We start from the raw sequence: 13,492 nt of genomic DNA, 5'->3' as shown, positions 1-13,492 counted from the left end.
GGCCCGCCTGGGCGTTTTTCATGCGCTCTTCCCCGTTGCGGGTGGCGGCTCCGACTCCACCTCACGGTCGGAGCGGTCGGGAAGGCAGCGACATGAGGCTCCCTCTTCGCTCCCCCCGCCCGACTCCTTCCCGTTTCACTCGCCTTCGACCTACCAGCAATTTTTCCGAGGTGCTCTATGTTCAAACGCGTTCTGCTCAAGCTGTCCGGTGAATTTCTGGCGGGCGAGTCCGGCTTCGGCATCAACCCCGAGGAGGCGGCGGCGCTCGCCCGCTTGATCGTGGAGGCCCGTGCCGGAACGGACGTGGAACTCGCCATCGTGATCGGGGGCGGCAACCTGTGGCGCGGCGCCCGCAACGGGGCAGGCATGGACGCCGCCACCGCCGACTACATCGGGATGCTGGGCACCGTGATGAACGCGATGGCCCTGCAAGACGCGATGGAGCGGGCCGGGCAGCCCACCCGCGTGATGTCCGCCATCCAGATGCAGGCCGTGGCCGAGCCGTACATCCGCCGCCGGGCGATGCGCCACCTCGAAAAGGGCCGGGTGGTGATCTTCGGGGGCGGCAACGGGGCGCCCTTCTTCACGACCGACACCACCTCCACCCTGCGGGCGCTGGAAATCGGCGCCGAGGTGGTCCTGATGGCGAAGAACCAGGTCGACGGCGTATACGACAAGGACCCCCGCAAGCATGCGGACGCCCGCCGCTTCGACACCCTGACCCACATGGACGTGGTCGAGCAGCGGCTGGAGGTCATGGACGCCACCGCGATCACCCTGTGCATGGACCGGGGGCTGCCCATCGTGGTGTTCGACCTCTTCGAGGAGGGCAACCTCGCGCGGCTCTTCCGGGGCGAGCGGGTCGGAACGCTGATCCAGAGCACCCCCACCTGAGCGGGTGCGGCGCGGTCACCTCTTTTTCACGGACGGTGCCGCTGGCGCCCTGGTCCCGTTAGAATCCCCCGCAAAGGAGACTTCCTCATGGCAGACATGAAATCCATTCAGGCCGACGCCCGCGAACGTATGGGCAAGGCCATTGAGGCGCTGGAAAACAACCTCTCGGTGCTGCGCACGGGCCGCGCCAACCCCGGCATTCTCAAGAAGGTGCTGGTGGACTATTACGGCTCCACCATGCCCATCGACCAGGTGGCGAGCATCACCACGCCCGACGCCCGCACGCTGGTCATCACGCCGTGGGACCGGGGTGCCCTGAACCCCATCGAGAAGGCGATCCGCGACAGCGACCTGGGCCTGAACCCCAACAACAAGGGCGACACCATCTTCATCAGCCTGCCCATGCTGACCGAGGAGCGGCGCAAGGACCTCGTCAAGAATGCCCGGAACTACGCGGAGGAAGCCCGCGTGGCCGTGCGCAATGTCCGCAAGCACGCGATGGACGAGGTCAAGAAGATCGAGGGCGTGGGCGACGACGACATCAAGCGCGGCGAGGCCGAGGTCCAGAAGATCACCGACGAGTTCATCGCGCGGGTGGACAGCACCTTCCACAAGAAGGAGCAGGAAATCCTCGGGTGAGCGGCTCCGGGCCGGTGGCGTGGGGCGTGTGGACCGCCAGGTGGCTCCGCGCCCCACGCCATGAGCGGCGAGCCTGCCGGGGGCAGCCGTGGAATCGTTGAGCACCCGCGTCCTCACCTCGGTGGTGGGGTTCGCGGTGGTCAGCCTGATCGTGGTGATCGGCTGGTGGGCGATGCTGCCCGCCCTGGTCTTCGTGGCGGTGATGGGTCTCTTTGAGTACATCCGGATGCTCGACCGCAACGACATCGACGTGCGCCGGGTCTCCCTGGGGGTCTTCGGGGCAGCGATCATCGTGGCGAGCCTGCCGATGATTCCGGCGCCGCCGTGGGAGGGCGGCTCCTGGCGCGAGGTCGTGCTGACGGTGGCGCTGGGCTACCTCCTCGTCATGGAGGTGATGCGCCCCGGCGAGCGTCCGCTGGAGCGGGTGGTCTACTCCCTGTTCGGGCTGCTATACATCCCCTGGCTGCTGGGCTATTTCCTGCTGCTGCGCTACACGCCGGACGGCGAGACAGGCCTGCTGTACTTCGCACTGCCATTGTTGGCGACCTTCGCGGCGGATATCGGCGGCTACTTTGGCGGACACTTCTTCGGGCGGCGCAAGCTGGCCCCCGAGGTCAGCCCCGGCAAGACGGTGGAGGGAGCCATCGGCGGCCTCGCTTTCAGCTTCGTGATCGTGCTGGCGATGACCCAGCTCACCCAGATCGGCTCGCCGCTGGACGCCCTGCTGCTCTCCATTCTGGTGGCGAGCGCCTCGCAGCTCGGGGACCTGTCGGAGAGCCTGATCAAGCGGGCGCTGAAGACCAAGGATTCGGGGAGCAGCCTGCCGGGGCACGGCGGCTTTCTCGACCGCCTCGACTCGCTGCTGTTCGCGGTTCCGGCGACGTATCTGTTTCTGAATATCAGCCTGTTTCCACGGTAAGTGATCCGTGGGAAGTGGGGAGTGGGGGCCGGGACACAGGCTCCCGCTTCCTTTTCTCGGCTCCCCAGGGACCACTTCCCACTATCACCCGCCCCGCCGTGCGCCATGCTGTCTCCCGTGAAGCTCACGGTTCTGGGCAGTACGGGAAGCATCGGCACGCAGACGCTGGACGTGGCGCGGGAGCGCGGCTGGCGGGTAGGGGCGCTGGCGGCGGGGCGCAATCTGGAGGGGCTGGAGGCGCAGGTGCGCGAGTTCCGCCCGGAGGTCGTCAGCGTGGCGGAGGAGGTCTATGCGCAGGCTCGCGCCCGGTTCGGAGATGTGCGCGTGATCGCGGACCCGGCAGAGGTGGCGACCCTTCCCGCCGACGTGGTCGTCAACGCCATGAGCGGGCTGCCCGGCCTCTCCCCCACCCGCGCGGCGCTGGAGGCGGGGCGGGCGGTCGCGCTGGCGACGAAGGAAGCGATGGTCACGGCGGCGGATCTGATCTGGGACGCGGCGCGGCGCGGGGGCGGGCGGCTGGTGCCCATCGACTCGGAGCACACGGGCGTCTTCCAGTGCCTGACCGGGGAGCATCTGGACGACGTGGCCGAGCTGATTCTCACGGCGTCGGGCGGTCCCTTCCGGGACGGTCCCGCCGACCTGAGCGCGGTGACACCCCAGCAGGCGCTCAAGCACCCCTCATGGAGCATGGGCCAGAAGATCACCATCGACTCGGCCACCCTGATGAACAAGGGGCTGGAGGTCATGGAGTGCGCGGCCCTGTACGGGCTGCCGCTCTCGCAGGTGGGTGTGGTCGTCCATCCGCAGAGCGTGCTGCACGCGGCGGTACGCTTCCGGGACGGCAGCCTCAAGGGGCAGTTCGGGCCGACCGACATGCGCCTCGCCATCGCCTACGCGATTGACGCGGCCCCCACCGGGATGACCCGCCCCGGCGACGTGCAGGGCGCCCGGCGCGGGCCGGAGGTGGCGGGGCACCAGGGCTGGCCGCTGACCGGACAGTGGGAGTTCCGCGAGCCGGACCACGCCCGCTTTCCCTGCCTGGGGCTGGCGTACCGGGCGGGGGAAGCCGGGGGGCTGCTTCCCGCCGCCCTGAACGCCGCCGACGAGGTGGCCGTGCCCGCCTTCCTGGCCGGGCAGATCGGCTTCATGGACATTCCCCGGCTGATTGAGAGGGTGCTGGGCGAGACGCCGCCGGGCGAACTGACCTGGGACGCGCTGGAGGAGACGACCCGCTGGGCCACAGCGCGGGCGCAGGAGCTGGCAGCGGGGGTGCGGGCGTGAACGTGTTCCAGAGCATCGCGGCGGCGCTCACGCCGATGGGCCTGCTGTGGACGCTGCTGATTATCGGGGTGGCGACCTTTCTGCACGAGCTGGCGCACTACGCGCTGGCGCGGTGGCAGGGGGTGGCGGTGAAGTCCTTCAGCGTGGGGATGGGGCCGGTCCTCTTTCAACGGCCCTGGCGCGGGACCGAGTGGCGGCTCAGCCTCCTGCCCATCGGCGGGTACGTGGAAATCGATGGCATGGCCCCCGAGGAGGACGGACAGGGTGGCTTCCGGCAGGCCACGCGGGGCTTCGCGGCACTGCCTGCCTGGGGCAAGATCGCGGTGCTGCTCGCCGGACCGCTGATGAACCTGGTGCTCGCGCTGGGGCTGATGACCGCCACCTTCGCCTCGCAGGGGGTGCCCGCGCTCGACCGCGCCCGCATCGAGTCGGTGCAGCCGGACTCGCGGGCGGAGGCACTGGGCCTGCGGGCCGGGGACGTGATCGTGGCGCTGAACGGGCAGGCCATTCCAGAGACGCGCACGGCAGGCGGCCAGACCCGCCCCGGCTGGGAGGGCCTGCGCGACTTTCTGGCGACGAGCGGCCCCAAGACGCTGACCGTGCGCCGGGATGGGGAGACGCGCGACTTCGCCTTCGACTGGCAGGCCCGCGTGAACGGCGAGCGGCAGCTGCTGGGCATCGGCTACGGCCCCGACGTGGAGGACGCGTCCGTGCCCGTCGCCTTCGCCACCGCCGTCACGACCACCACCGAGGCGGTGCCGCAGATTCTGCGGGCCTTCGGGGGCCTGTTCGCCCGCTTCTTCACGCTGGACCTCTCGCGTGACGAGAATGTCAGCGGTCCCATCGGCACCGCCGAGATCGTCAGCCAGGCGGCCAACGTGGGCTTCTGGGCGCTGGTGCAGATCGCCACGCTGCTCAACCTGTCGCTGGCCTTTTTCAACCTGATTCCCATTCCGGGGCTGGACGGCGGGCGCATCCTGCTGGTGCTGGTGGGGTCGCTGCGGGGCCGCCCGCTGAGTTTCTCGCAGGAACAGGCGATCAACTTCGCGGGCTTCGCGCTGGTCATGCTGCTGATGGTGTTCGTGGTGGTGCGGGACGTGAGCCGCTTCTTTTAAAGGTGAGGCGGAAGGGGCCGGGCCGAGGAGGGGTGCCCGGCCTCTTCTTTTGCCTGCGGCCGGATGGCAAGCGCCGGAGCTTTCGGTGGGGCCGCCCTCTGCCATACTCCGCAGGGTGAACGGTGAGCGGGAGACACGGACGGACGTGCTGGTGGTGGGCGGAGGTCCGGCGGGACTGTACGCCGCCTTTTACGCGGGCTGGCGCGGATTGAGCGTGCGGCTGCTGGAGGCACGGGGCGAGCTGGGCGGGCAACTGTCGGCCCTCTACCCCGACAAGGTGGTGTACGACGCGCCCGGCAGCCCCCAGACGCGGGCCGGGGACCTCGTGCGGGCGCTGGAGGCTCAGCTCGCGCCGCTGGGGGTGGACGTGCATCTGGGCGAGGTGGCGCGGACGCTGACGCCGGACCCAGCGGGCGGCTGGCTGGTCGGCACGGACCAGGGTACCCACCCGGCGGGCGCGGTCATCCTGGCGGCGGGGCTGGGGGCGCTCCTCCCGCGCGAGGTGCGGGTGCCGGGGGCCGAGACACATCCCGATGTGCGGGCCGACCTGCCGGACCCGGCCAGCCTCACCGGACGGCAGGTGCTGGTGGTCGGCGGCGTGCCACAGGCGACCCGTGCGGCGACCGAACTCGCGGGGGCGGGGGCACGGGTCACCCTGACCCACCGCCGGGCGGGGTTCCGGGGCGATCCGGGGACGCTGGCGGCGCTGGAGGCGGAGCGGGCGGCGGGCACGCTGGAGGTTCTGGCTCCAGCCGTGCTGGACCGCCTGACCCCCACGGGCGCGGTCCTGACCCTGGGGGGCGAAGCGCGGGAGGTGGAGGCCGACACGGTGCTCATCCTGAACGGCTACCTCCCCGACCTCTCCCCGCTCGCGGGCTGGCCGCTGGAGTGGCAGGGCGAGTATGTGCCGGGCGGTCCCGGCGGCGAGACGGTGCTGCCCGGCGTGTACGTGGTCGGCGATCTCGCCCGGTCGGGCGGGGACTTCAAGCTGCTGTCGGTGGCGTTCGCGCAGGCGGCGGTCGCTGCGAATCACGCCGCGCACCACGTTCGGCCCGAACTGAAGGTCCGGCCGGGTCACAGCAGCGAGAAGGGCGGGTACCCGGCCCGACCCGCTCCGCGCGGCTGAGGCATCGACTGCCCCTCTCACCAACCCGGCTAGAATGCCCCGCATGGCGTTTTTGTCGGCCCTGCTCCTCGTGCTCGCATTTCTGGTGGGGAGCCTGCCGCTGGGCCACTGGCTGCTGCGGCGGCTGGGCGTGGACCCCCGCGTGAACAGCGCCTACAACCTCGGCGTGGAAAACGTGCTGCGGCGCGTCGGCCCCGGCCCGGCGGCGGCGAGCGCGGGACTGGACGCGGCCAAGGGCTTCCTGGCGGTGCTGATGGCCTCGGCCCTGGGGTCGCCGGAGGTATGCGTGCTGGCGGGGCTGGCGGCGTACCTGGGGCACCTCAACCCACCCCGGTTCCTGTATGGCGACACCCCGCCGCGTGGCCGGGGCAACCTCGTGCTGCTGGGGGTGCTGGCGGGGCTGTCGGTGGCGGGCCTGAGCCTGTGGCTGACGGTCCTGCCCGTGGTCGTCTATGCCGCCGTGCTGGGCTACTGGGGCTACGCGAGCGGGGCCACATTGCTGGGGCTGCTGGCCTTCGCCGTGCTGGTGGCCGTGTCGCCGCTGGGGATTCCGGCCAAGCTGGGGGCGCTGGGGCTGCTGGTGGCGGCGGCGTGGCGTTTCAAGGAGAACCTGGGGCGCATCCTCGACGGCACCGAGCCGAAGGCCTTCGCGGACGTGCCGGTGGCAGGCAAGCGGGCCGATCAGGTCGTGACCGCCTTCATGATTCACCCCATGACGCTGGAGAACTTCTGGCAGTCGCGCCGCTTCGCCTGGATGAAGCCGCTGGTGGACCGGGGCGTGATCAGCGAGGCCAGCGTGCGGCGAATGGCCGAGAACCTGCGGCCCATGAAGGTGGGCGAGCTGCACGGCATCAAGACCAATGAGGGCAAGGAGATCCGCTGCTACCTGCTGAGCAGCCCCCTCCTCCCCGACGTGTTCCGCGACCAGCCCGACCTCGCCACCCGGCGGGCCATTGAGGGAGCGCGGCTTGCGCAGGAATTGGGCGCCGAGGTCTTCGGGCTGGGGGCCTTCTGGAGCGTGGTGGGCAACAAGGGCGTGGACGTGCAGGCGGCGGTCCCCGACCTCACGATCACCAACGGCGGCGCGTACACCAGCGGCACCATTAAGGCAGCGATTCCGGGCATCCTGCGCCACTTCGCGGAGACGGGGCGCGACCTGAAACGGGCCACGGCGGGCATCGTGGGGGCCAACGGCGTGGTCGCCTTCGGCATCGCGCGGACCATCGCCCCGCAGGTCGGTAAGGTCATCATGATCGGGCGCGACATGGAGCGGTTGGAGCGCAGCGCGAACACCCTGCGCCGGGCGGCGAGGGACACCGAGATCGTCACCACCACCAGCTACGACACGCTGCGCGAGGCCGACCTGATCTTCAGCGCGACTTCCGACCCCAACCCGGTGATCTTCCCCGAGCACGTCAAGCCTGGGGCCTGGATCTTCGACGAGGGCCGCCCCGCCGACGCGCACGAGAGCGTGCTGGACGTGCCCGGCGTGCGCCTGATTCCCGGCGGCGTGGTGCGGCCCCCCGGCGGCATGACGAGCAACATCGACCTTCAGTTCGGCGAGGGCGCGGTGCCTGCCTGCCTCGCGGAAACGCTGATCATTGCCGCGACGGGCGAGCATCACCGCAAGAGCCTGGGGCCGCAGACGCTGACGGAGAACATCAACTTCTTCGTGGAGCAGGCCGACCGGCTGGGGTTCGAGGTGGTGGACTGAGGGACTCCCCACCGGGACTTCCCGCACCCTCTATGCGCCCGCGCCCGCCTACACTGATCCCGATGGGAGGCCACCCCAATGATTGAACGCATTCACCTCGCCAAGCCGCGCGGCTTTTGCGCGGGGGTCGTCATGGCGATCGGGGCGGTGGAAAAGGCCGCCCGGCAGGAGACGGGGCCGCTGACCGTCTACCACTCCATCGTTCACAACCACACCGTCGTGGAGCGTCTGGAGCGGCGGGGCGGCGTGCAGTTCGTGGAAAGCCTGGACGACATCTCGGCCCTGCCGCAGGGCAGCGAGACGGTGGTCTTCAGCGCCCACGGGGTCAGCCCGGCGGTGCGCGAGCGGGCGCGGGCGCTGGGACTGGCCACCATCGACGCGACCTGCCCGCTGGTCACCAAGGTCCACACCGAGGCCAAGAAGTATGCGCGGGAGGGCTACACCATCCTCTTGATCGGCGACAGCGCCCGGCACCAGGAGGTCATCGGCACGCGTGGCGAGGCCCCCGAGCAAACCATCGTGGTGGGCGTGCTGGGCAAGACGGGCGAGGGGCTGAACGACCCCCACACGGTCGAAGTCCCCAACCCCGAGCGGGTGGTGGTGCTGACCCAGACCACCCTCAGCGTGGACGACACGCGGCGGACGGTCGACATCCTCAAGGGTCGCTTTCCCGCTCTGGTGGTGCCCCCCAGCGAGGACCTCTGCTACGCCACCAAGAACCGTCAGGACGCGGTCAAGGCCATCGCGCCGGGGGTGGACGCCTTCCTCGTGCTGACCAGCCCGCACTCCAGCAACGGCATGCGCCTGCTGGAACTCGCCCGCGACCTGTGCGGCCGGGCCGAGCGGCTGGAGACGGCGGCGGACCTCGCGGGGCTGGACCTGACAGGCCTCCGGTCCCTGGGAATTACCAGCGCGGCGAGCACCCCCGACGACCTCGTGCAGGAGGTGGTCGCGCACTTCCGGGCGCTCAATCCGGCCCTTACAGTCGTCGAGGAAGGCGAGTGGGAGAACATCGAGTTCCGCGAGCCGAAGAAGATCCTGCCCACGCAGGAGCTGCCACGCACGATGCGCTGAGCGGGCACACGCACCGCAGAGGCCGGGCATCCGAACCCGGCCTTTGGCGTTGGCTGAACGCTGATACGCATTCCAGTTGAACAGTCAGGCAGACTGTTCACCCCGAGCGGACTGGCAAAGCTGTGAGGCAGAGTGAGTGGGAACACAACGGTGGCCGGGAAGGGAGTTCTCGAACCGGGAGAGCGCCGATTCGGGGACGGATGGGACGGAACCCGTATGAAAGCTTTCCCTACACCCCGCCCGGCAAGGCGGGCAACCACCACGGCGTTTTGACCGCCGTCCCGCGTGCCCATTCGAAGTCGAAGAGGCCCTGCGCCTCCGCGATGGCCGCCGCGTCGCTGGTCGCCAGCGAGTACTCGACGAGGCCAGTGCGACCGAACGACGAGAAATGGAGGTTGTGGCTGCCCACCACCAGCATCTCGTCATCTACCAGCACCATCTTGGTGTGGGCGCCGCCCTCGGTGCCGTACCAGCGGGCCTGGAGGTGGTCGTCCAGCCCCAGCCCGCGCAGTTCGAGGCGCAGGGCACGCAGCAGGCCCAGGGTCTCGGCCTGCAGCGCGGCGTCCTCGTCGATCAGCAGCCGCACCGTGACGCCGTGGTCGCGGATGGCGGACACCACCGCCCGCCAGACCGGAAGCTGGCGTTCCGGGGCACACCCCGCCACCACGGACAGTTCGCCCACGCAGCCCAGGGTGCCCCCGACCTGCGACTGGATGAGGTCGAGCCGGGTGCGGGCCGCGCCCACCAGTTCGGCCAGGGCCTCGTCCGCGCCCGTGTGGCCGTTGCGGCGGTAGAGGGGATAGACGTGGGCCGTGCCCGCCGGGGCGGCCGGAACAGGCCAGATCAGGGGCCAGGGCGTCGGCCCCGCCGCCAGCGTGCAGTCCCGGCGCAGCTCACCGGGGCGCGGGCGCCGGGTGCAGGTGAGGAGGCGGCCGAGTTCCCAGGTGTCGCGCACGGCGGCGAGGGCGTGCCGCGCCACCGGGCCGCGCACCCACATCCCCAGGTCCGCGAGGTCGAGCCCCCGGCCTCCCGGCGCGTCCCCCGGCAGGTGGTTGATGCTGATGTTGAAGCCGCCCGCGAGCACCCGCTCGCCGTCTTGCACGATCACCTTCATGTGGCTGTGCGGGTAGGTGTAGGCGTAGCTGGCGAGTTCCAGCCGCCAGCCGGGGACCGTGTCTCCAGTCAGGGGCACGCCCGCCGCCAGCAGGTGCTCGGCCGCCGCGTAGATGTTGGCGCGGGGGTCGAGGGGCGCACTCGCCCGCACCGTGTTGCCGAACAGCAGCCGCACTGTCAGCCCCGCCGGGTACCGCTCCGGGTGCGCGGCGAGGTCCCGGCGCAGCGCAGCGATGGCGAGCGCCACCGAGGCCCCCGGCGCGTCCGCCCCCTCGTCCCAGATCATGTTGGCGATCACCAGTTCGCGCCGGGTCCGCCCCAGCTCGGCCACCAGCGCGTCATAGCCGCCCTGCGGGGTGCGCGGCTGGGCGCTGTAGGCAGGGTCGGCCTGGGGCAGATGCAGCAGCCCCTCCACCCGGTTGCCGCAGCTCAGGGCCGCGCCCTGGCCCCCGGTGCGCTCATACAGTAGGCGGTCGAGGCGGGCGGTCGGCTCGGGGCAGGCGTTCAGGCCCAGGCCATCGAGGGCGGCGCGGTCCGGCGGCGGGAGGTTCAGCCCCAGCGGGCCGGGGGCCTGGATGGGCTGGGCGGCGGCCTCTGCACCGGGAGCGGCCAGCAGCGTCAGGAGGGCGATCAGGCCGCCGAGCAGGGGCCGGGGCAGGCGGGGGCGCATAGGGCCGCAGCCTACCCCGCCCGGCGCACGGGGCACCGGGAGAACGCGCACCATACCCCCGCCGGGGCGCTAGCCTGCCCCCATATGAAGCTTCTCAGCGTTCACGTGGGCCAGCCCACCGCCGTGCAGGTCGGTCCCCGCCAGATCGTCAGCGGCATTCACAAACACGCGGTGCCCAGCCGGGTCGGGGTCACGGCGGCGGGGCTGGACGGCGACCACGTCCTGAACCGCAAGCACCACGGCGGCCCCGATCAGGCCGTCTACGTCTACACCCGCGAGGATTACGCCCACTGGGAGGAGGCCCTGGGCAGGACGCTGGAACCGGGCACCTTCGGGGAGAATCTGCTGCTGGAGGGACTGGAGTCGGCCGGGATCGCGATCGGGGAGCGCTTCCGGGTGGGGAGCGTGCTGCTGGAGGTCACCGCCTCCCGGATTCCCTGCGCGACGCTGGGGGCGCGGATGGAGGACGCGAGCTTCGTCAAGCAGTTTGCGGCAGCCCGGCGCCCCGGCTTCTACACCCGCGTGCTGGAAGGCGGCGACGTCGGTGCGGGCGACCCGGTGACCCGCGAGGCTGGCCCCGCCGGAGCGCCTAGGGTCGTGGACACCTTCGACCTGTGGTTCACTGCCCAGCCCCCCCGCGAAGAGCTTCAGCGCTGGTTGACGTTCCCACTCGCCGTGCGGCTACGGCGCGGCGTGGAGGAACTGCTGGCCGCCCAGGACCGCCCGCACCCCGCCCCTTCCCCGGTCGGCTGACCCGATGTCCAGGTCCCATGAGGAAGAACAGCGCCGGTTGCTCGCGGCCTACGACGCGCAGCTCAGGGAGCAGGCCGAGATGTCGGGCGCCACGAGCCACGACCGCGACGGACCGCTGTGGCGCGGAAAGTTTGGGGCACGGGGCTTTGTCTCCTACCGCTCGCTGGAGGGCCTCAGCGGGCAGGCCCTGGACGACCTGATCGCGCAGACGCTGGAGCATTACGCCGCCGATCCCACCATCACCTCCGTCGAGTGGAAGACGCGGGGGCACGACCTCCCCGCCGATCTCCCCGGGCGCCTGCGGAAGTACGGCTTCCAGCCCGAGGATCAGGAAACCGTCATGGTCGGCGAAGCGCGGCACCTCGAGGGGCCAGTCACCCTGCCGGGAGGTGTCCGGTTGCGCCGCATCGACGACCAGCCCAGTCCCCTCCCCGACGTCACGCGGGCGGCTGACACGCACAGCCGGGTCTTTGGTCTTCCCTTCCGACCCGAGGAGCTGATGCGGCGGCTGGAGAGGCACCGTGGGCGAATCGAACTCTGGATCGCGGAGACCACGGACGAGGTCGTCTGTGTCGGCCGTCTGGAAGTCGTGCCGGGCACCGAGTTCGCAGGGCTGTGGGGTGGCGGGACGCTGCCCGAGTGGCGCGGTCAGGGCATCTACCGGGCGCTGACCGCCGCCCGCGCAGGGTCGGCGCTCGGCCGGGGCATCCGCTACCTGCACAGCGACAGCACGGACGCCTCGCGGCCCATTCTGGAACGCAGCGGCCTGCTGCCCGTGACGACGACGACGCCCTATGTCTGGGAGCGCCCCTAGGCCAGCCCCTCAGGCCCGCAGGCGGTCGCCGTACTCCTTGCGCAGCTTCGCGACCTTCGGCGCGATCACGGCCATGCAGTAGGGCTGGCGGGAGTTGTTGGCGTAGTAGTCCTGGTGGTAGTCCTCGGCGACGTAGAACTCGGTCGCGGGTTCGAGGGTGGTCACGATGGGCCGGTCGAAGATGCCCCGCGCGATCAGGTCGGCCATGACCTCGCGTGTGGTCTGCGTCTGTTCCGGCGTCAGCGGAAAGACCGCCGAGCGGTACTGGGTGCCCACGTCGGCTCCCTGGCGGTTGAGGGTGGTGGGGTCATGGGTGGCGAAAAACAGCGTCAGCAGGTCGCGAAAGCTCACCTGCGCGGGGTCGAAGGTCACCCGCACCGCCTCGGCGTGGCCGGTCGTGCCGCTGCACACGCTGCGGTAGTCGGGGTTGGGGGTGTGGCCGCCGATATAGCCGCTTTCAACCTTCGTCACGCCGCGCACGTCCTTCATGACGGCTTCCGTACACCAGAAGCACCCGCCCGCCAGAATCGCCTGTTCGGTCCGCCCGCCATTCGGTGAAGTCATACCCGGATTCTGCCGTGTGGGGGCCTGGGGGAGGGGGCGCGGGGGCACGGTTGGGCAGTTCCGTTACCCGAACAGCAGCCGCGCCGCGACGAGCACCACGATCACCCCGTAGATCACCTTCACGAAGCCGCTCCCGCGCAGCATCGCCATCCGGGCACCCAGGGTGGCCCCCAGCGCGTTCGCCACGCCCATCGGCAACCCGATCCACCACACCATGTGGCCGCCGATCAGGAAGAACAGGAAGGCGCCGAGGTTGGTGGCGAAGTTGATCGTGCGGGCGTTGCCGCTGGAGCGCACCAGATTGAAGCCCGCCAGCGCGAACAGGAACATCAGGAACGTACCCGTCCCCGGCCCCAGGAAGCCGTCGTAGATGCCGATGACAAAGGCCCCCGGCAGCGTCAGCGCGAGCGTGCGGGTGGTCAGGCCGGGGTAGCGGTCCTCCAGGCCGAAGCGCTTGTTCGCCAGCACCAGCGCCCCCACGCCCAAGATCACCACACCGACGAGCGTGCGAAAGGCGTCGGGGTCCACGAAGCGCACCAGAAAGGCTCCCAGCGCACTCCCCACCAGCGCCAGCGGAATCAGCCGCAGCACCAGCCCGCGTTCCACATGGCCCTTGCGCCAGTACTGCACGGTCGCGCTCCCCGACCCGAAGATGGCGAGCAGCTTGTTGGTGGCGACCGTCTGCGCGGGAGTCAGGCCCATAAAAAAGAGCGTGGGCAGCGTAATGGTGCCGCCGCCCCCCGCCACCGCATCTATGAATCCGGCGAGGAAAGCGAGTGGAATGCCGTAGAGCAGGACTTCGGGGCCGGGCACGGG

13 protein-coding genes are annotated in these 13,492 nt (G+C 70.6%); 10 read left to right on the top strand and 3 right to left on the bottom strand.

The annotated features are described in order from the left end of the window. The first annotated feature begins 177 nt into the window (after positions 1-177). From pyrH to ispH, 8 genes are all read left to right on the top strand, one after another. Positions 178-894 carry a UMP kinase gene (gene pyrH / locus C3K08_RS06090; RefSeq protein WP_104990498.1) on the top strand — a complete coding sequence of 239 codons (717 nt, stop codon included), beginning with the start codon at positions 178-180 and terminating at the stop codon, positions 892-894. A gap of 87 nt (positions 895-981) precedes the next feature. Beyond that, positions 982-1,533: a ribosome recycling factor gene (gene frr, locus C3K08_RS06085; protein WP_104990497.1), complete on the top strand. Its 552-nt coding sequence runs from the start codon at positions 982-984 to the stop codon at positions 1,531-1,533. 88 nt (positions 1,534-1,621) lie between these two features. Then, positions 1,622-2,452 (top strand): phosphatidate cytidylyltransferase, encoded by an 831-nt coding sequence (locus tag C3K08_RS06080; RefSeq protein WP_199777005.1) that lies wholly within the window; start codon positions 1,622-1,624, stop codon positions 2,450-2,452. A gap of 117 nt (positions 2,453-2,569) precedes the next feature. After that, on the top strand, positions 2,570-3,733 hold the full coding sequence (gene dxr, locus C3K08_RS06075) for a 1-deoxy-D-xylulose-5-phosphate reductoisomerase (RefSeq protein ID WP_199777004.1): 1,164 nt from the start codon (positions 2,570-2,572) through the stop codon (positions 3,731-3,733). After that, entirely contained in the window at positions 3,730-4,848 is a 1,119-nt protein-coding gene (locus tag C3K08_RS06070; protein ID WP_104990495.1) for an RIP metalloprotease, read from the top strand. The genes dxr and C3K08_RS06070 overlap by 4 nt, the downstream gene beginning before the upstream one ends. Before the next feature lie 115 nt (positions 4,849-4,963). Further along, positions 4,964-5,974: an NAD(P)/FAD-dependent oxidoreductase gene (locus tag C3K08_RS06065; RefSeq protein ID WP_104990494.1), complete on the top strand. Its 1,011-nt coding sequence runs from the start codon at positions 4,964-4,966 to the stop codon at positions 5,972-5,974. 43 nt (positions 5,975-6,017) lie between these two features. Further along, positions 6,018-7,688, top strand: a complete 1,671-nt coding sequence (locus tag C3K08_RS06060) for a glycerol-3-phosphate acyltransferase (protein ID WP_104990493.1) — start codon at positions 6,018-6,020, stop codon at positions 7,686-7,688. A 78-nt stretch (positions 7,689-7,766) separates the two neighbouring features. Beyond that, a complete protein-coding gene (gene ispH / locus C3K08_RS06055) occupies positions 7,767-8,762 on the top strand; it encodes a 4-hydroxy-3-methylbut-2-enyl diphosphate reductase (protein WP_104990492.1) in 996 nt (331 codons plus the stop codon). A 229-nt stretch (positions 8,763-8,991) separates the two neighbouring features. On the opposite strand, the gene C3K08_RS06050 is transcribed toward ispH, so the two are convergent. Beyond that, positions 8,992-10,545: a phospholipase D-like domain-containing protein gene (locus C3K08_RS06050; RefSeq protein WP_104990491.1), complete on the bottom strand. Its 1,554-nt coding sequence runs from the start codon at positions 10,543-10,545 to the stop codon at positions 8,992-8,994. Positions 10,546-10,629: 84 nt separating this feature from the next. Here C3K08_RS06050 and C3K08_RS06045 point away from each other — a divergent pair, with 84 nt between their 5' ends. Next, the gene (locus C3K08_RS06045) at positions 10,630-11,298 is read left to right on the top strand and encodes an MOSC domain-containing protein (RefSeq protein WP_104990490.1); all 669 of its coding nucleotides are present in this window, start codon (positions 10,630-10,632) and stop codon (positions 11,296-11,298) included. A 4-nt stretch (positions 11,299-11,302) separates the two neighbouring features. Beyond that, entirely contained in the window at positions 11,303-12,112 is an 810-nt protein-coding gene (locus C3K08_RS06040; protein WP_104990489.1) for a GNAT family N-acetyltransferase, read from the top strand. A gap of 9 nt (positions 12,113-12,121) precedes the next feature. Here the strand turns inward: C3K08_RS06040 and msrA are convergent, their stop codons facing one another. Together msrA and C3K08_RS06030 are read right to left on the bottom strand one after the other, a co-directional pair. Further along, entirely contained in the window at positions 12,122-12,676 is a 555-nt protein-coding gene (msrA, locus tag C3K08_RS06035) for a peptide-methionine (S)-S-oxide reductase MsrA (protein ID WP_104990488.1), read from the bottom strand. A 63-nt stretch (positions 12,677-12,739) separates the two neighbouring features. Further along, positions 12,740-13,489 carry a TSUP family transporter gene (locus tag C3K08_RS06030; protein WP_104990487.1) on the bottom strand — a complete coding sequence of 250 codons (750 nt, stop codon included), beginning with the start codon at positions 13,487-13,489 and terminating at the stop codon, positions 12,740-12,742. Positions 13,490-13,492 lie beyond the last annotated feature (3 nt).

This window comes from Deinococcus sp. NW-56, from assembly GCF_002953415.1.
GTDB lineage: Bacteria > Deinococcota > Deinococci > Deinococcales > Deinococcaceae > Deinococcus.
This window is presented reverse-complemented; position numbering and strand designations above follow the sequence as displayed.